This window comes from Acinetobacter sp. V89_7 (genome assembly GCF_029967895.1).
Classification (GTDB): Bacteria; Pseudomonadota; Gammaproteobacteria; order Pseudomonadales; family Moraxellaceae; genus Acinetobacter; species Acinetobacter soli.
This window is the reverse complement of the sequence record NZ_JASCAJ010000030.1, coordinates 228,127-244,153: the sequence shown is the minus strand read 5'-3', so window position 1 is coordinate 244,153 and position 16,027 is coordinate 228,127. Positions and strand designations below refer to the sequence as shown.

Annotated in this window: 15 protein-coding genes; 7 read left to right on the top strand and 8 right to left on the bottom strand. The window is 41.9% G+C overall.

Annotated elements, in window-relative coordinates; genetic code table 11:
* Positions 1 to 8 precede the first annotated feature (8 nt).
* The gene (locus QLG00_RS10995) at positions 9 to 1,733 is read right to left on the bottom strand and encodes a glutamine--tRNA ligase/YqeY domain fusion protein (protein WP_282470977.1); all 1,725 of its coding nucleotides are present in this window, start codon (positions 1,731 to 1,733) and stop codon (positions 9 to 11) included.
* 167 nt (positions 1,734 to 1,900) lie between these two features.
* Here QLG00_RS10995 and QLG00_RS10990 point away from each other — a divergent pair, with 167 nt between their 5' ends.
* The 3 genes from QLG00_RS10990 (at position 1,901) to nfsB (ending at position 3,898) form a co-directional block, all read left to right on the top strand.
* Complete coding sequence (locus tag QLG00_RS10990) at positions 1,901 to 2,410, top strand: peptidylprolyl isomerase (protein WP_004937354.1); 510 nt, start codon at positions 1,901 to 1,903, stop codon at positions 2,408 to 2,410.
* Positions 2,411 to 2,428: 18 nt separating this feature from the next.
* Positions 2,429 to 3,148: a UDP-2,3-diacylglucosamine diphosphatase gene (locus QLG00_RS10985; protein WP_004937353.1), complete on the top strand. Its 720-nt coding sequence runs from the start codon at positions 2,429 to 2,431 to the stop codon at positions 3,146 to 3,148.
* Between the two features lie 96 nt (positions 3,149 to 3,244).
* Positions 3,245 to 3,898, top strand: a complete 654-nt coding sequence (nfsB, locus tag QLG00_RS10980; protein ID WP_282470976.1) for an oxygen-insensitive NAD(P)H nitroreductase — start codon at positions 3,245 to 3,247, stop codon at positions 3,896 to 3,898.
* Between the two features lie 47 nt (positions 3,899 to 3,945).
* Here nfsB and QLG00_RS10975 read toward each other — a convergent pair whose 3' ends face one another.
* From QLG00_RS10975 to QLG00_RS10960, 4 genes are all read right to left on the bottom strand, one after another.
* Entirely contained in the window at positions 3,946 to 4,797 is an 852-nt protein-coding gene (locus tag QLG00_RS10975) for a DMT family transporter (RefSeq protein WP_282470975.1), read from the bottom strand.
* Positions 4,798 to 4,857: 60 nt separating this feature from the next.
* A complete protein-coding gene (gene fba / locus QLG00_RS10970) occupies positions 4,858 to 5,895 on the bottom strand; it encodes a class II fructose-bisphosphate aldolase (RefSeq protein WP_004937347.1) in 1,038 nt (345 codons plus the stop codon).
* Between the two features lie 121 nt (positions 5,896 to 6,016).
* Positions 6,017 to 6,301 (bottom strand): hypothetical protein, encoded by a 285-nt coding sequence (locus QLG00_RS10965; protein ID WP_282470974.1) that lies wholly within the window; start codon positions 6,299 to 6,301, stop codon positions 6,017 to 6,019.
* A gap of 120 nt (positions 6,302 to 6,421) precedes the next feature.
* Entirely contained in the window at positions 6,422 to 7,609 is a 1,188-nt protein-coding gene (locus QLG00_RS10960) for a phosphoglycerate kinase (protein ID WP_004937344.1), read from the bottom strand.
* A gap of 155 nt (positions 7,610 to 7,764) precedes the next feature.
* Between QLG00_RS10960 and QLG00_RS10955 the strand changes: the two genes are divergently transcribed.
* Both QLG00_RS10955 and QLG00_RS10950 read left to right on the top strand, forming a co-directional pair.
* The gene (locus tag QLG00_RS10955) at positions 7,765 to 8,148 is read left to right on the top strand and encodes a DUF2237 domain-containing protein (protein ID WP_039909918.1); all 384 of its coding nucleotides are present in this window, start codon (positions 7,765 to 7,767) and stop codon (positions 8,146 to 8,148) included.
* Between the two features lie 5 nt (positions 8,149 to 8,153).
* The gene (locus QLG00_RS10950; RefSeq protein WP_282470973.1) at positions 8,154 to 8,741 is read left to right on the top strand and encodes a Maf family protein; all 588 of its coding nucleotides are present in this window, start codon (positions 8,154 to 8,156) and stop codon (positions 8,739 to 8,741) included.
* Positions 8,742 to 8,829: 88 nt separating this feature from the next.
* On the opposite strand, the gene QLG00_RS10945 is transcribed toward QLG00_RS10950, so the two are convergent.
* A complete protein-coding gene (locus QLG00_RS10945; RefSeq protein WP_282470972.1) occupies positions 8,830 to 10,143 on the bottom strand; it encodes a citrate:proton symporter in 1,314 nt (437 codons plus the stop codon).
* Positions 10,144 to 10,401: 258 nt separating this feature from the next.
* Here QLG00_RS10945 and QLG00_RS10940 point away from each other — a divergent pair, with 258 nt between their 5' ends.
* The gene (locus QLG00_RS10940) at positions 10,402 to 11,568 is read left to right on the top strand and encodes a cupin domain-containing protein (protein ID WP_282470971.1); all 1,167 of its coding nucleotides are present in this window, start codon (positions 10,402 to 10,404) and stop codon (positions 11,566 to 11,568) included.
* 114 nt (positions 11,569 to 11,682) lie between these two features.
* Positions 11,683 to 13,353: an FMN-binding glutamate synthase family protein gene (locus tag QLG00_RS10935; RefSeq protein ID WP_119025728.1), complete on the top strand. Its 1,671-nt coding sequence runs from the start codon at positions 11,683 to 11,685 to the stop codon at positions 13,351 to 13,353.
* 465 nt (positions 13,354 to 13,818) lie between these two features.
* Here QLG00_RS10935 and QLG00_RS10930 read toward each other — a convergent pair whose 3' ends face one another.
* Positions 13,819 to 14,847, bottom strand: coding sequence for an alpha/beta hydrolase (locus tag QLG00_RS10930; RefSeq protein WP_025095135.1), 1,029 nt, complete (start codon positions 14,845 to 14,847; stop codon positions 13,819 to 13,821).
* A complete protein-coding gene (locus QLG00_RS10925; protein ID WP_151764118.1) occupies positions 14,848 to 16,023 on the bottom strand; it encodes a YdcF family protein in 1,176 nt (391 codons plus the stop codon).
* Between the last annotated feature and the right edge of the window lie 4 nt (positions 16,024 to 16,027).

Below are 16,027 nucleotides of genomic sequence, written 5' to 3'. Positions count from 1 at the left end.
CTATCGCCTTATTTTTTCTCAGGTTTAAAGCTGTCTTTTAAGTCTAAAATGCGGTTAAAGACTGGTTTTTCAGGCGTATGATCATAACGATCTACAACAAAGTAACCCTCACGTTCAAACTGGAAACGTTGCTCCGGTGCAGCCTCTGCCAGTGCGGGCTCAATATAAGCTTGCATTACTTTTAGTGATTCTGGATTCAGGTTTTCCAAGAAATCATCACCCGTTTCAGGATCTGCTTCGGTAAACAGACGGTCATAAATACGCACTTCAGCAGGAAGTCCTTTGGTTGCAGATACCCAGTGAATCACACCTTTTACCTTACGCCCTTCAGGGTTTTTACCTAAAGTATCTGGATCAATCGAGCATTTCAACTCAATCACTTCGCCGCTTGCATCTTTGATGACTTCATCGCATTTAATGACATAAGCATGGCGTAAACGCACTTCGCCCTCTGGTACCAAACGTTTAAAGCCTTTTGGTGGCACTTCTTCAAAATCTTTACGGTCAATGTAAAGCTCAGAAGTTAATGGAATCACGCGGTCCCCCATATCCACATTTGGATGGCGGGCATGCACAAGATCCAATGCTTCAGGCAAATTGGTTAAGGTCACCTTTAATGGATTGAGCACTGCCATACCGCGGCCAGCAGTATTTTCAAGTGACTGACGAATACAAAACTCGAGCATGGCCACATCAACAATACCGTCTGTTTTAGACACACCCACACGTTTACAGAAATCACGTAAGCCTTCTGGTGTAAACCCGCGACGACGCATCCCCACAACCGTTGGCATACGTGGATCATCCCAGCCATTTACAAAGCCACCTTCAACCAGACGGCGAAGCTTACGCTTAGATGTAATGGTGTAATCCACATTTAAACGCGAAGATTCATACTGACGTGGAACCGCGTTTGAGTGAACTTTTTCAATGATCCAGTCATAAAATGGGCGGTGATCTTGAAACTCAAGCGTACATAGTGAATGCGTTACACCCTCAATGGCATCTGACAACGGATGCGCATAGTCATACATTGGATAAATTTTCCATGTATTGCCTGTTTGGTGATGCTCTGAATGCAAAATTCGGTACAAGATCGGATCACGCATATGTACATTTGGGCTAGTCATATCAATCTTGGCGCGTAACACTGCATGACCTTCTGGATATGTTCCATCACGCATTTTTTCAAAACGTTCGAGATTTTCTGCAACGCTTGCATCACGATAAGGTGAGTTTTTACCAGGTTCAACAAAGTTACCGCGGTTTAGCTTGATTTCTTCAGGGGTTTGCAAGTCGACATAAGCATCGCCTTGCTCAATCAGTTGCACGGCCCACGTGTAAAGCTGATCAAAATAGCTCGATGCATAGCGTGGCTCACCTTGCCAGTCGAAACCTAACCATTTTACGTCGTTGGCAATCCCATCTACGTATTCTTGTTCTTCAGCATCTGGGTTGGTGTCGTCAAATCTAAGGTTACAATAGCCTCCAAACTCTTCTGCTACACCAAAGTTCAAGCAGATGGCTTTGACATGTCCGATATGCAAGTAGCCATTTGGCTCAGGCGGAAAACGAGTCACCACCGTTTCGGTACGACCAGCATTTAAATCCTCTGTAATGACTTGTCTTACAAAGTCTAAGCCTGCCTGTTGTTCTTGCTGCGCAGAATCGACAGGTGCATGCGTAGATGTCGGAGAGTTAGGCACAGTTGAAACAACATCATTTGGCTTCATATAGATATTTCACTTCTTACACGTTAAATTTTGAATGAATGTAAAGCAATCTTTGTTTTTTAACAAAGATTTTTACGTTTTTACTTGCCATGTAGTTTACAGTTTGCTTATGCTTCTCTCAACCAAAAAACCCATGGCTTTCGTGTCCATGATTAGGAGATTATGTAATGAGTTTTCCTCAAGTCGAATTAAACACCAATAAAGGTCGTATTGTTCTTGAGCTTAACCCTGAAAAAGCGCCTAAAACAGTTGCTAACTTCTTGGAATATGTTCGTGATGGTTTCTATGACGGCGTGATTTTTCACCGCGTCATTGATGGTTTTATGATCCAAGGCGGCGGCATGGACGAAAACTTTAAAGAAAAAGCCACTCGCGATTCTATCGAAAACGAAGCAGATAATGGTTTGAGCAATGACGAAGGCACGATTGCTATGGCACGTACCCAAGCGCCTCACTCTGCATCTGCACAATTCTTTATCAACGTTAAAAACAACTCATTCCTCAACCACACAGGTAAAACTGCGCAAGGTTGGGGTTATGCGGTGTTTGGTAAAGTTGTTGAAGGTTTAGACGTTGTAAACACAATCAAAGGTGTTCGTACTGGTAATCGTGGTTACCACGCCGACGTTCCTCTTGAAAATGTTGTGATTGAATCTGCTAAAATTATCGCTGAATAATTTTAGACGGATCTATTCGTGACCTATCTGTTTATCTCAGATTTGCATCTGTCACCTGAACACCCTCGACTCGTTCGAGGGTTTTTAGATTTATTGATACACTATCAAGACCGTAACACCCAGCTTTATATTATGGGCGACTGGTTTAATGCCTGGATTGGCGATGACTACAGCGCACCTTGGCTAGATGAAATTGTCGCTGCACTGATTGTATTTCACCAAGCTGGAAATCAGGTTTATTTTCAGGCTGGAAATCGAGACTTTGCAGTGGGTGCTGAATTTTTAAAACAATTTGCTGGTACTTTACTCCCCGATGTCTATGAATTAAACATTGCAGGGGTTCATTATCGAATTGAGCACGGCGATGCACTCTGTACCGATGATATTGCCTATCAACGCTTTAAAAAGATTATCCGTAATCCTTTACTGATCGCGATTTTAAAACGTACACCTTTAAGCTTTAGACAAAGACTCGCGAATGGATTTCGACAAAAAAGCCACGACCAAAAACAACAAAAAAGCTATGACATTATGGATGTCAACGATGCCGCCGTTCATCAGGCACTCCAATATCCCGATATACTCATTCATGGACATACACACCGTCCTCAAATCCACCATACCTATGACAAAACTCGCATTGTGCTGGGTGACTGGCGTGAAAAAGAAGGATGCGCCATGATTTTAGAAGTCCATGAAAACGGACAATATGAGTTTATCGAGTGGACAATACACTAAATTTTATTTTAGTGGTTTAAACAAAAAACTGCTTAGGCTATGCTAAAAACCTTGATTCGCTTCATATTTATTGAGTGTAACTAAAAGGTTTTAATGATGGATGTATTAAACGCCACACAAATGCGCTACACCACAAAAGCGTACGACGCTTCAAAAAAAATTCCAGACCACCAATTTCAACGCTTACTCGAAATTCTTCGTTTAACACCGTCATCGGTCAATATTCAGCCTTGGCATTTTTTAATTGCAGACAACATCGAAGCCAAAACACGAATCGCCAAAGGACTGACAGGTCGTTATGCCTATAATGCACCTAAGGTACTAGATGCTTCACATAGCATTATTTTTTGTACGCGTACCGATGTCACACAGGAACATCTAGAGCAGCTCCTCAAACAAGATGATTTGAACGGACGTTTTAAAGACGAAAAAGCCAAAGAATCTCAAGGTCAAACTCGTGCAGGCTATGTCGAATATTATCGAAACGAGCAGCAAAATCTTTATGGCTGGATGGAAAATCAAACCTTTATTGCGCTGGGTCAGCTTTTACTAGCGGCAGGTTTAGAAGGCATCGATGCCACGCCGATGGGTGGATTCGACGAAGAAATCATCAGTCAGGAATTTGCACTTGCTGAAAAAGGATTGCGCCCATCTGTCATTGTGTCACTAGGCTATCGTAGTGAAAGCGATTTCAATGCCCAATTACCTAAATCTCGCCTCGATGACGCAGTTATTTTTACCACACTTTAATGATACCTAGTGCTCATCGGGCAAAACACTCTGTCCGATGTAGCAATTTACATAGCTTTCGCTAAGCACAGAATTCCAAGAACTCCCAAGATCAGACCAAGCACAGCTTTCCAATCGGTAGGCTCTTTAAATATGATCATTCCACTTAACACACCAAATACCACAACGAGCAGATTCATGCCTGCAAATACAATCGCAGGACTGTCTTTGAGCAGCACATGTGCCTGAACATACAACGCAATATTGGCAAAATTGAAACCTCCAAGTAGCAAACCACCCAAAACATTTTTAATTTGCATGTTTTGTTTTGCAAATACATAGACATAAACAAAGGAAAATACGAATGCCATGATGAATACCAGATTCAACGTCATTGGTAATTTCAGGCCTAAACTGCTGGTATATTTAAGTAAAATATCAATTAGTGCATATCCAGCCCAGACGCCAACCAACCCTCTCCATGCTTTTCGGTGATTGACTGAAACATGCTCGGTTTTGCTCATCACAATCAAGGCAACCGCGATGAGTCCTAATCCCATACCAAGTACTTTAAAGGTACTCATGGCCTCATGAAAAATAAAAAAAGCGGCCAGCAACGACAACACCACTGAAAGACGCTGTGCAAGTTCAGTTTTTACGATACCGGCGTGCTGTAACGACTTGGCAAGTAATAAAAATACGCTCGGCAATGCCATTGCTAACACGATAATTAACCACCACGGCGTGTGTTGAATAGACAGATGCGCAATATCTGGCTGAAACCATAAAAAGCACAGCAGGCTGGCACTTACATAATTCCAGACAATCAGTTGAAGCGGTTCAAAGCCTTTCGATTTGAGCAATTTGAGTAAAACAGATACCAGCACGCTACAACATGCTGCCAACACAATTAATCCCATGGTATTACCTCATAAAAAAAGAAAAGCCCAACAAGTGGGCTTTTCAAAACGTCGAGCTAATTATTTATAACGACTTACCATCGCTTCTAAAGAAATAGGACGAATCTTGTCTGCATTGCCTGCTGTACCAAATGATTGATAGCGCTCGATACATACTTGTTTCATTGCATCAACAGTTTTTGCAAAATATTTACGCGGGTCAAATTCGGCAGGATTTTCCGCCATGAAACGACGAATTGCACCAGTTGAAGCCAAACGTAAATCGGTATCGATGTTGATTTTACGTACACCGTGCTTGATTGCTTCAACAAGTTGCTCTACTGGCACACCATAAGTTTCGCCAATTTGTCCACCGTTATCGTTGATAATTTTCAACCAGTCTTGTGGTACAGAACTTGAACCGTGCATCACAAGATGTGTATTTGGCAACGCAGCATGAATTTCTTTAATGCGGTCAATCGCCAAGATATCGCCTGTAGGTGGACGGGTAAACTTGTAAGCACCATGTGAAGTACCTACTGCAATTGCAAGAGCATCGACATTGGTATCTGCAACAAACTGAGTTGCTTCTTCAACAGAAGTCAAAAGCTGTGAATGGTCTAATACACCTTCTGCACCGACACCATCTTCTTCACCAGCAAGACCAGTTTCAAGACTGCCCAAGCATCCGATTTCGCCTTCTACAGATACGCCACACGCATGCGCGAGTTCAACAACACGACGTGTTACATCGACGTTGTAATCATAAGACGTTGGCGTTTTACCATCTGCACCAAGTGATCCATCCATCATGACCGAGCTAAAGCCCAACTGAATCGAACGCTGACATACATCAGGGCTGGTTCCATGGTCTTGATGCATTACCACCGGAATATGTGGCCATTCTTCGATTGCTGCCAAAATCAAGTGACGTAAAAATGGAGCGCCTGCATATTTGCGTGCACCTGCCGAAGCTTGAACAATTACAGGTGAGTTGGTTTCATCCGCTGCCAACATGATCGCGCGCATTTGCTCAAGATTGTTTACATTAAACGCTGGTACGCCGTAGTTATGTTCTGCAGCGTGATCCAAGAGCTGGCGCAATGAGATAAGTGCCATAATATCCTCCCAGGTAGTGGCACCTATTCTACAGTGTCATGTATTTCAATTCAGCAACAAATCACACAATTTCAAAAAAAAATCCCTGTATTTGCAGGGACTTTTATAAAATCAAAGCGTATTACTTGGCTTTTTCATGATTCTGCTCAGTTGCTCCAGCATTTTCAGCAGCAGGTGTCGCTGCATCTGCCGGCGCATTCGAAACAGACTCTGGAATATCTGTATTTTTTTCATCCATAACGGGCTTATCCAAAGCATCAATTGCAGCTTGCTGCTCTGGTGTCACTTTTTCATCTGCTGGTGCTGACTGTCCTTGCTGTGCTGCCGGTGCATCGTTCTTTTTAGAACATGCAGTCAATGTTAATGGTGCAATAATTAACGCAGCGAGTAGAATGTTTAACTTCATCAGATTGTCTCATCACGGGTGATTCGTTGGACAGATTTTATTGCAGATATATGACAGTTCGATGAATCTCATATGAAAAAAAACCAGCCTTCAGGCCGGTTTTTTTAAGCAAGTGAGCGATTAAGCGCGTTCGAGCAATACAGCTACTGCTGGTAGAGTTTTACCTTCAACGAACTCAAGGAAGGCACCGCCACCTGTTGAAATATAGCTAATCTTGTCTGCAACGTTGTATTTGTCAATTGCTGCCAATGTATCACCACCACCTGCAATCGAGAAACCTGCAGATTCAGCAATGGCTGTAGATAAAGCCTTGGTGCCTTCGCCGAATTGATCGACTTCAAATACACCCACAGGGCCATTCCATAAAATGGTTTTAGACGCTTCTAAAATTTTAGCAAATGCTTTTGCTGTGTCTGGGCCAACATCTAAAATCATGTCGTTGTCAGCAACATCACTTACTGGCTTGATCGTCGCTTGTGCTGAGGCAAGTGAGCCTAGGAAATCGTCAAAATGAATTTGTGAAGCGTCTGCTACGACCACATCAGTTGGTAATGGCACACTCACCTTAGCGGCAATACTTTTTGCCGTTTCAATCAGATCAGCTTCATATAGTGATTTGCCTACATTATAACCCGCAGCAGCAAGGAAAGTATTGGCAATACCACCACCCACAATTAACTGATCGCAGATAGTAGAGAGTGAATTGAGCACATCAAGCTTCGTCGAAACTTTCGAGCCCGCTACAATTGCGACCATTGGTTTTTCAGGGGTTTCCATTGCACGGCCCAAAGCGTCAAGTTCAGCTGCCAACAATGGCCCTGCCGCTGCAACCGGTGCAAAACGTGCAACACCTTCTGTCGACGCTTCTGCACGGTGCGCTGTACCAAAGGCATCCATTACAAATACATCGCAAAGTGCTGCATATTTTTGAGCAAGTTCAGGATTATTTTTCTTTTCACCATGATTAAAGCGCACGTTTTCAAGCAAAACCACTTGACCTGACGCGACCTCAACACCTTCGAGGTAATCTGTCAGAAGTTTAACGTCTTGACCAAGCGCCTTAGAAAGATACTCAGCGACTGGTGCCAACGATTGCTCGGCTTTAGGTTCACCTTCAACAGGACGCCCCAAATGAGAACACACCATGACTGCAGCACCTTGAGCCAACGCAGCTTGAATGGTAGGCAATGCAGCACGTAAACGGGCATCGCTGGTAATTTGACCATTTTTTACGGGTACATTTAAATCTTCACGAATTAATACTCGTTTTGTGTTTAAGTCGAGGTCCGTCATACGCTTAAAGTTCATTGAGTGCTCTCTTTTACTCTTATGAAAATTATAAATGGCGACATTTTAAATGATTATGATAAAAAAAGTGAGTTTTTTTATAGAAAAGCTGTCGAACGTCTTCATTTTCATTATGATAGATGGAGTTGTACTACGAAATTACGATGCAAAGCCTTATGTCTATTCATCCAGATCCAAAAATTAATAAGTTAAACGTACTTGGCGAACCGTTGGCAAGCTGTTGTTTCGATCCAATTACAGGGTATTTCCGAAATGGATTTTGCCATACAGCCACAACAGACCTCGGTCAACATACTGTTTGTGCAGAAATGACCTCGGAGTTTTTGAGCTTTTCACAAAAAGTTGGCAATGATTTGATTACGCCGCTTCCAGAAGTTGGTTTTCCGGGCTTAAAACCTGGTGATTTCTGGTGTATCTGTGTGTCTCGCTGGGTGGAAGCCTATCAGGCAGGCAAAGCGCCCAATGTGAAATTACATGCGTGTCATCAATCGGTGCTGAGTTATGTTCCCTTAGATATCTTGCTCGACTACGCGGTTTAAGCACCATGCAGCAAATTATTTTGGCGTCGAGCAGTCAGACCCGTAAAGCATTAATGGATCGTTTGGGCATCACCTATACTGCCCTATCTCCAGATATTGACGAAACACCACGTGGCGAAACACATGCCGATCAACTCGCATCTCGTTTGGCCTACGAGAAGGCGCAGCATATTGCAAAAGACTATCCAAATGCTGTAGTGATTGGTTCGGATCAGGTTGCATGGCGTATTCATCAGCCCGATCAATTTATTGGAAAGCCGCTGAGCGCTGAAAATGCCATTGCACAGCTCAAGCAAAATTCCGGGCAAACGGTGTGTTTTAGCACAGGTTTGAGCATACAACATAGAGCTTCAGGTTTTGAGCACACGCTTATCGAGCATTATCAGGTAAAATTCAGGGTATTGACCGATGCTGAAATCGAGCGCTATGTCGCCATCGAGCAACCTTTACATTGTGCAGGGAGTTTTCGATGTGAAGGACTAGGCATCAGCTTATTTGAATCGATGCAAGGATCAGATCAGACCACGCTGATGGGATTACCATTAATAACGCTTTGTAAATCCTTACGTCAATTGAATATTCAGTTGCCCTAAATCAGATTTAAAACCTTAAAAAAGCATTCAGAAACCATCGTTTCTGAATGCTTTTGTCTTAGATTATGATCTAGGTCTAAATATATGCTTAATAAAGCCCCATAAAATAACCTACAGCAACGACAAATAATCCGACAAGCCAGATCCAACCAAATGAATACTTAAGATGCTTCCCCATATCTGTGCCGGCAAGTCCCATCGCCAGCCATGTTGCCGGTGAAAATGGGCTTACAAATGTCCCCGCATTATTGCCAATAGCCATTGCATAAACAACAGAGTCAATAGATACACCAGCAGTCGCAGTTACTTCACCAATTACGGGTAATAGTGCGAAATAATAAGCATCTGTACTGGTAAAAATATCGAGTGGCACACCCAAAAGACCGACAGCGATATGCAAGCTTCCAACCCAAGTCGGAGGTAATATATGAATTAAATCCAAGGCAATCGCTTTGAGCATACCCGACTCTGAAAGGATTCCAAGAAATGCGCCTGCAGCGAAAATAATGGCAACCATATTTAAGGCTTGAGGTGCATGACGTGATATTACTTCAACTTGTTGTCTTGGTCTTGGGAAATTCACCAACAGCACTAAAGATAATGCAATCATAAATACATAGGGTGCTGAAAATAAACCGAAAGCCAGACAAATAATTGAAATCAAGATCAGCGCAATGTTAAACCAAAAATTTTTAGGTTTACGAGCTTCCCCATCATCTGTATCTTCTGCCAAGTCGCCTAAAGTACAATCTTGCTCAAATGGCGTGGTTCCATTTATCGCGGCCGCCTGAATACGCTTTTTCTCTCGTAGCCCCATGATTGCGGCAAAAGCCATCATTCCAATAATTCCAACAATTTGTACTGGAATAATATTTTGCCACAATATAGAGGCTTCAATTCCTGTAACCGCAGAAGCTCGTCCCAATGGTCCACCCCAAGGCACCATGTTCATAATTCCCATACTACCCGCCATAAGCAGTAGCATTAGATAAGGACTCATACCTAACTTTTTATATAAAGGTAATAAAGCTGGAATAATAATCAAAAATGTAGCAGCACCTGAGCCATCAAGATGAACAATTGCTGCAATCAGTGCCGTCATCATGGCAACTAAAACCACATTTCCACGTGTTAACTTGACTAAATGCCGAATCATCGGATCAAAAATATGCAATTCTTTTAAAATACTAAAAAATAAAATTGCGAATAAAAACATCACGGCAACTTTTGTCACCTTCATCATTCCCGCTTCAAAAAAAGTAGAAATTTCACTTATGGAAAATCCTGCAATTAAAGCTCCAATCAGTGGAATAATTGACATGGCCAAAATAGGGTTAGATTTACCCGTCATCAGTAAGGCAACAATTGTAATAATTATCAATAGTCCAATCAGCGTTAGCATATTTACATCCTATAAAACCAATATTCCCAAATCATAAAAAACTTAAAATATGCTTAAAATAGAATAAAGCAATCAAATACTAATATACGAATGGTTATTGTGATAAGCAAAAAATATCAATTTGTTTAGAAAAATGTAAATGCCTTGAGCTAATGCATAAAGTTTGTACGATTGAAAAATCTAGTTAATGTAAAATATCTATCACAGTTGCATATCTCTTCAGATTGTATTCTATAAACATTTTTATCGAGGCAATTAATGTCCAGCCCACTTCAGGTCTTAGGCGGAATCACCGCAGAACAATTTTTAAATGAGTATTGGCAAAAAAAACCATTGCTGGTTCGCAACGCCATGCCTGAAATTATCAATATTCTTGAACCTGATGATGTGAAAGAACTGGCCCTAGAGGAAACAGTCAGTGCTCGTCTCATTAAGCAAAAAGATAAAGATCCAAACCAATGGAGTGTCAAATCATCTCCACTGATTAAGGGTGATTTTCAGAAATTACCAAAGCTCTGGACACTGTTGCTTCAGGCTGTAGACCATTATTCTTTTGATCTGGCAGAACTTTGGAAAAAATTTCCATTTATTCCACAGTGGCGACGAGATGACATTATGGTGTCTTACGCACCTAAAGGTGGCTCAGTAGGCCAGCATTTCGACTTTTATGATGTTTTTCTGGTTCAGGGATACGGTCATCGCCGTTGGCAACTTGGGCAGATGTGCGATGAAAACACAGCGTTTGTCGCAGGTCAGCCCCTCAAGTTATTACCAGAAATGGATGTTCACTTTGATGAAGTTTTAGCGCCAGGCGATTTACTGTACGTACCACCTGGGCTGTCGCATTATGGCGTTGCAGAAGATGACTGCCTCACTTTTTCGTTTGGCTTTCGTATGCCAAACGTTGCGACCATGATGGATCGAGTGAGCGATCGATTTGCAGACAACGCCTTACTCAAAAATCCCGTGATTGATATTATGCGAGATCAGGTGGGCCAGATTGGAGAAATGACCAGTAACGAGCTGGCTTACTTAAAGGCTAAAGTACTCGATCAGCTTCAGCATTCAAGCGACTTTGAACACGCCTTAGTTGCGCTGATGTCTGAACCTAAGTATCCAGATAACATTCCAGAACCTGACGAAATTGAAGCCGATGACTTACGCGAAATTTTGTCAACGGGTTATGAGCTATGTCTGGAGCCTGCATCTCGATTGCTTTATACACAACAGGATGATCAGTTACTGTTTTGGGCCAATGGTGAAGCGTGTTGTATCGATGATAGGTTTGCCCCACTGCTAAAAGCACTTGCAGATGGTCAGGTATTACCGTTTGATGCGCAATTTGATCATGATGAATTTCTTGAAGATCTAGCACAGTTGTTAAATGATTCGGTCTTAATGCTGCTACCACCTGAAGAAGAATAAAATTAAAAGTGCGAAGAATTGACATAATTCTTCGCACTAACAATTCGTTACTTGAGCTTCCTGATTGTTCTTGGCAAGTTAAACATAGAACAAAAATCAAGGAAATTGCTTGAAATGGCTAGCCCGGCGCAAATCATTCGTCATAAATTACTCAATACTTTCTTCTCGCGGCACTCTGTCTGGTTTCTATGTATGCTGGTTGCAATCAGTATTTCATGGTTCCATTTCACCCACACACCCCATTATCTGTATTATTTTATTTCCGATACTGTTTTAAATGTAATCTGGGTCATCACCAGCATTTTAAGTGTAGTTGGATTATACGATGTGCTTCAAAGCAAACACTCTATTTTAAGAAATTATCCCATCATGGGTCATTTTCGTTTTTTATTTGAAGATTTTCGCCCTGAAATTCGTCAGTATTTTATTGAATCAGATCAAGATGCCTTGCCTTTTTCACGCATGCAGCGCAGTTTAGTTTACCAGCGCGCCAAAAACCAAAATGCAGATAAACCGTTTGGATCGATTATCGATGTCTATCAAAAAGATTACCGCTTTATGGTGCATTCACTGGTTCCATGCCCACCTGCGGATATCAAAAGTTTTCGTATTAACATTGGTAATGCTCAATGCACCCAACCCTACAGCGCATCGATCATGAATATTTCTGCGATGAGCTTTGGCAGCTTGAGCGCCAATGCAATTCGTGCGCTCAATAAAGGCGCTCAGATGGGTCACTTTTATCATGACACCGGTGAAGGTAGTTTAAGCCCGTATCATCTTGAATATGGGGGTGACATTGTATGGGAAATTGCCAGCGGCTACTTTGGTTGCCGTACGCCTGATGGAAAGTTTGATGCTGAAAAATTCAAACAACAGGCCGAACTTCCGCAAATTAAAATGATTGAAATCAAACTCTCTCAAGGTGCAAAGCCCGGGCATGGCGGCATTTTACCTAAGCATAAAATTACTGAAGAAATTGCACAAATTCGTGGTGTGTCTCGCGACCAAGATTGTATTTCGCCACCGAAACACTCTGCGTTTAATACACCTATTGAAATGATGCACTTTATACAGCAGTTACGTGAACTCTCTGGCGGCAAACCGGTCGGATTCAAACTATGTATTGGTCAGCCTTGGCAATTTATGGGCATCGTTAAAGCGATGCTGGAAACCAAAATTGTGCCAGACTTTATTGTGGTGGATGGCTCTGAAGGCGGTACAGGTGCGGCACCGATCGAATTTAGTGATTATATTGGTACACCGCTCAGAGAAGGCCTTTTATTTGTGCACAATACCTTGGTCGGTGCAGGATTAAGAGATCAAATTAAAATTGGCGCCAGTGGAAAAATTATCAGTGGTTTCGATATCGCCAGTACGCTTGCATTAGGAGCAGACTGGGTCAACTCTGCGCGTGGCTTTATGTTTGCCGTTGGCTGTATTCAGGCCCAAAGTTGCCATACGAATCAATGCCCCGTAGGCGTCGCAACCCAAGACAAAGATCGTCAAAAAGCCATCCATGTACCGACTAAAGCTGAACGTGTATTTAACTTTCAAAAAAATACCTTGCATGCACTGGCCGAAATTATCGCAGCTTCTGGTTTACAACATCCGTCAGAAATTAAGGCACATCATTTAGCACAGCGAGTGAATGATCGCGAGATCAAAAACTATGCTCAGTTATACTTCTTTTTCAAAGGTGGAGAACTTCTCGACTGCCATGAAAAAGATGACGAAAACTTTTACTACAGAATGTGGAATATGGCGATGGCCGATCATTTTTAAAAAGCACACCATCCATCAGGTGCAATCTAATCACTTGATTAGATTGCGCCTTACTTTTTTAGAGGTACAGACATCAAGGTATGACGACTTAAATAACACAGTACGTCTTATCGCAATTGATCTGCTCGTTCAAAACAATAAAAATTACGCTGCAACATCTTATTTAACTTAAAATCTTTCGCTTTTGAGTTAATTGTTCTATTTAAAATAAAAGTTCATATCAGCGAGACTTAATGTTTGATATCTCATGAAACACAGATTTAAATTATGTAGTGCTTATCATTCGAACTATCAAAACATCATAGATTAATGAAATAGATAAACTATTAAATTTAATCATTTTAAATAGCCATTACACCTACATTGAATATACATTGTAATTACAAAAGACATTCAAATTCCATTACTTGCTACAGTAAAAAGCCAGCGCTTGAGGCTGGCTTTAATCAAAGTAAATATAAAGACTTAATAATAGTGATGTTTAGGACGAGCATGCAAAAATGCAGGAATTAACCCCGTGAGTGCAGCGCGAATATCCGCTCGCTCATTAATTAACTGATGCGAGCCTTCTTCAAGCATGAGTAAGGTTTGCAAACGAAACTTACGCCGAATGAACTCAATGTTATAGCGCCAATCGACAGTTTGATCGAGTGCGCCTTGTGCTAACCACACCGGGATCCTACAAGGTGGTCGCTCTTCCATTTCAAACATCCATTTAGACATTGCCAGAATCCAGTCCATCCCCATCATACGTGGTTGTAACGGATCTTTAAGACGCACAAAACGTAAAAATTCAGGATTATGATTGTTGCGTCTAAAGTGTCTTGGTACTTGACGGCGTATTCTGCGAATAATGCCAAGCCCGACCGGATTATGCCACCATGCCGTCTTGGCAGGTCGGATTAAAGGTGAAAGCAATAACACCCGATCTACAATAGGATCTTGGCGTTTCTGTGCATATTCTAGTAAATGATGCATCCAGATTGCACCACCCGTACTTTGTCCAATACCGACCCAAGGCTTTGGCAGCTGGTTTGCATGCTTCACGTACTGATAAACTGCTAGCAACACGTGTTGGTAATGATCAAAATTTTGAATACTCGCCGGCGAGCCATCACTCAAACCATGACCCGGTAAATCGTAAGTGAGTACACTAAAACCCTGATCCAGAATTTCTCGGATAATCGGCTGATAAATACCGCTATGCTCTAAATAACCATGCAGTAAAAAGACAGTACCCAATGGAACATCACGTTCAGGTTGAAACACCTGAACATGCAATTTAAACAGTGGCATTTGAATGTAGCCTTGCCAGTGCTTCGCAGACAATTGATCGAGTCCGTACAGTTTCTTATAGGCCAGTAAATCCCGAGATGGTTGCATTTCGTGATTCAGATTCAGTTGTGGCAAAATCTGTGGAGTCTGCTCACGATTCGGGACTGGCAGATCAAGTTGCTGTAATACTGTAGGATTTAGAAATGGAATATCTGACATTTAGGGCACCTCACGACAACCACTTGAGCCAAAAAGCATATCCCGTACTGTGGCCAAAAGTTCGTAATTGGCACGGCGACTATGATCATAATTTTGCTGGCTCGGCTGCCAAGCGCTTAATTGAGTAGGCATTGGAGCTTCAACTGGAATGGTTTCTATTCCATTCAATGCAAAAAGACGCCGTGTTCGCGGCATATGATATACATCTGTTACAAGCATCACAGTCGGCGCTCCACCTTTTTTCTGAAGCAATAAAGAGCTAAATCGCGAATTTTCACAGGTATTCATACTGCGGTTTTCAAGCAATTTTGCTTCTACGCCTCGTTCTTTTAACCATGCTTGCATATAAGGAGCCTCAACACCACTTAATACAATCGGTAATTTGTATTTTTTTTCAATTTCCAAAGTTTTTTCTAGGCGAAGTTTGGTGTAGGCATTCACTACAATATCTTTACGATTGTCTGCGAGTGTCAAACCGCCACCTAAAACCACAATGGCATATGGTTTGGCATGATAAGACGAAGCTCTGAGATCACTTTGATTTTGTCTAATAAACTCGATATCCTCGGTAATTTCATTTTTACTGGCTTCGTCTTCTGGTGTTGTAACAGGATGTGTTTTTAAAAAAACAATATATTTGTCACGTAGTGCCTTATTTTCAGAGTGATTTAAATCAAACAACTGGCTCACAATTACACTTGAGGCTGATGCTGGATTCTCTGGATTCTCTTTTTCATGCTTGGCAGCATCTTTTACGTGAGTCGTCTCATCTTTCTTGGCCAGTAAAGGCACACTGGTTGCATTTTTTTCGTCTTCTTGCTGCTCTTTAAGTTGCTCATCTTCAATGCGCTGTTGTAGTGCGCGATAACGCGCTTGTAACAGGCCAAGTTCTTCAAACTTCTGTTGACTCATGGCCTCTTCGACTAACCGCAAATAGGCTTGACGTGCAATCCAGAGATTTGAACCAGGCTCTAGATTTTCATGCTCGCTAAGCGATGCATTTTGCTGACTCTTTGCAGCCACTTGATTCACTTCGACAGGTACAAAGTAATTCAGTCCCTTTACGATCATTTTTGAATAAAACGGCGTGTAGATAAAAACCATTAGACATGCGGCAAGTACGAACAGTATAGCCACTGCTCGAACAAGTCGGATCATCCAATGTATTTGTGTCATACAG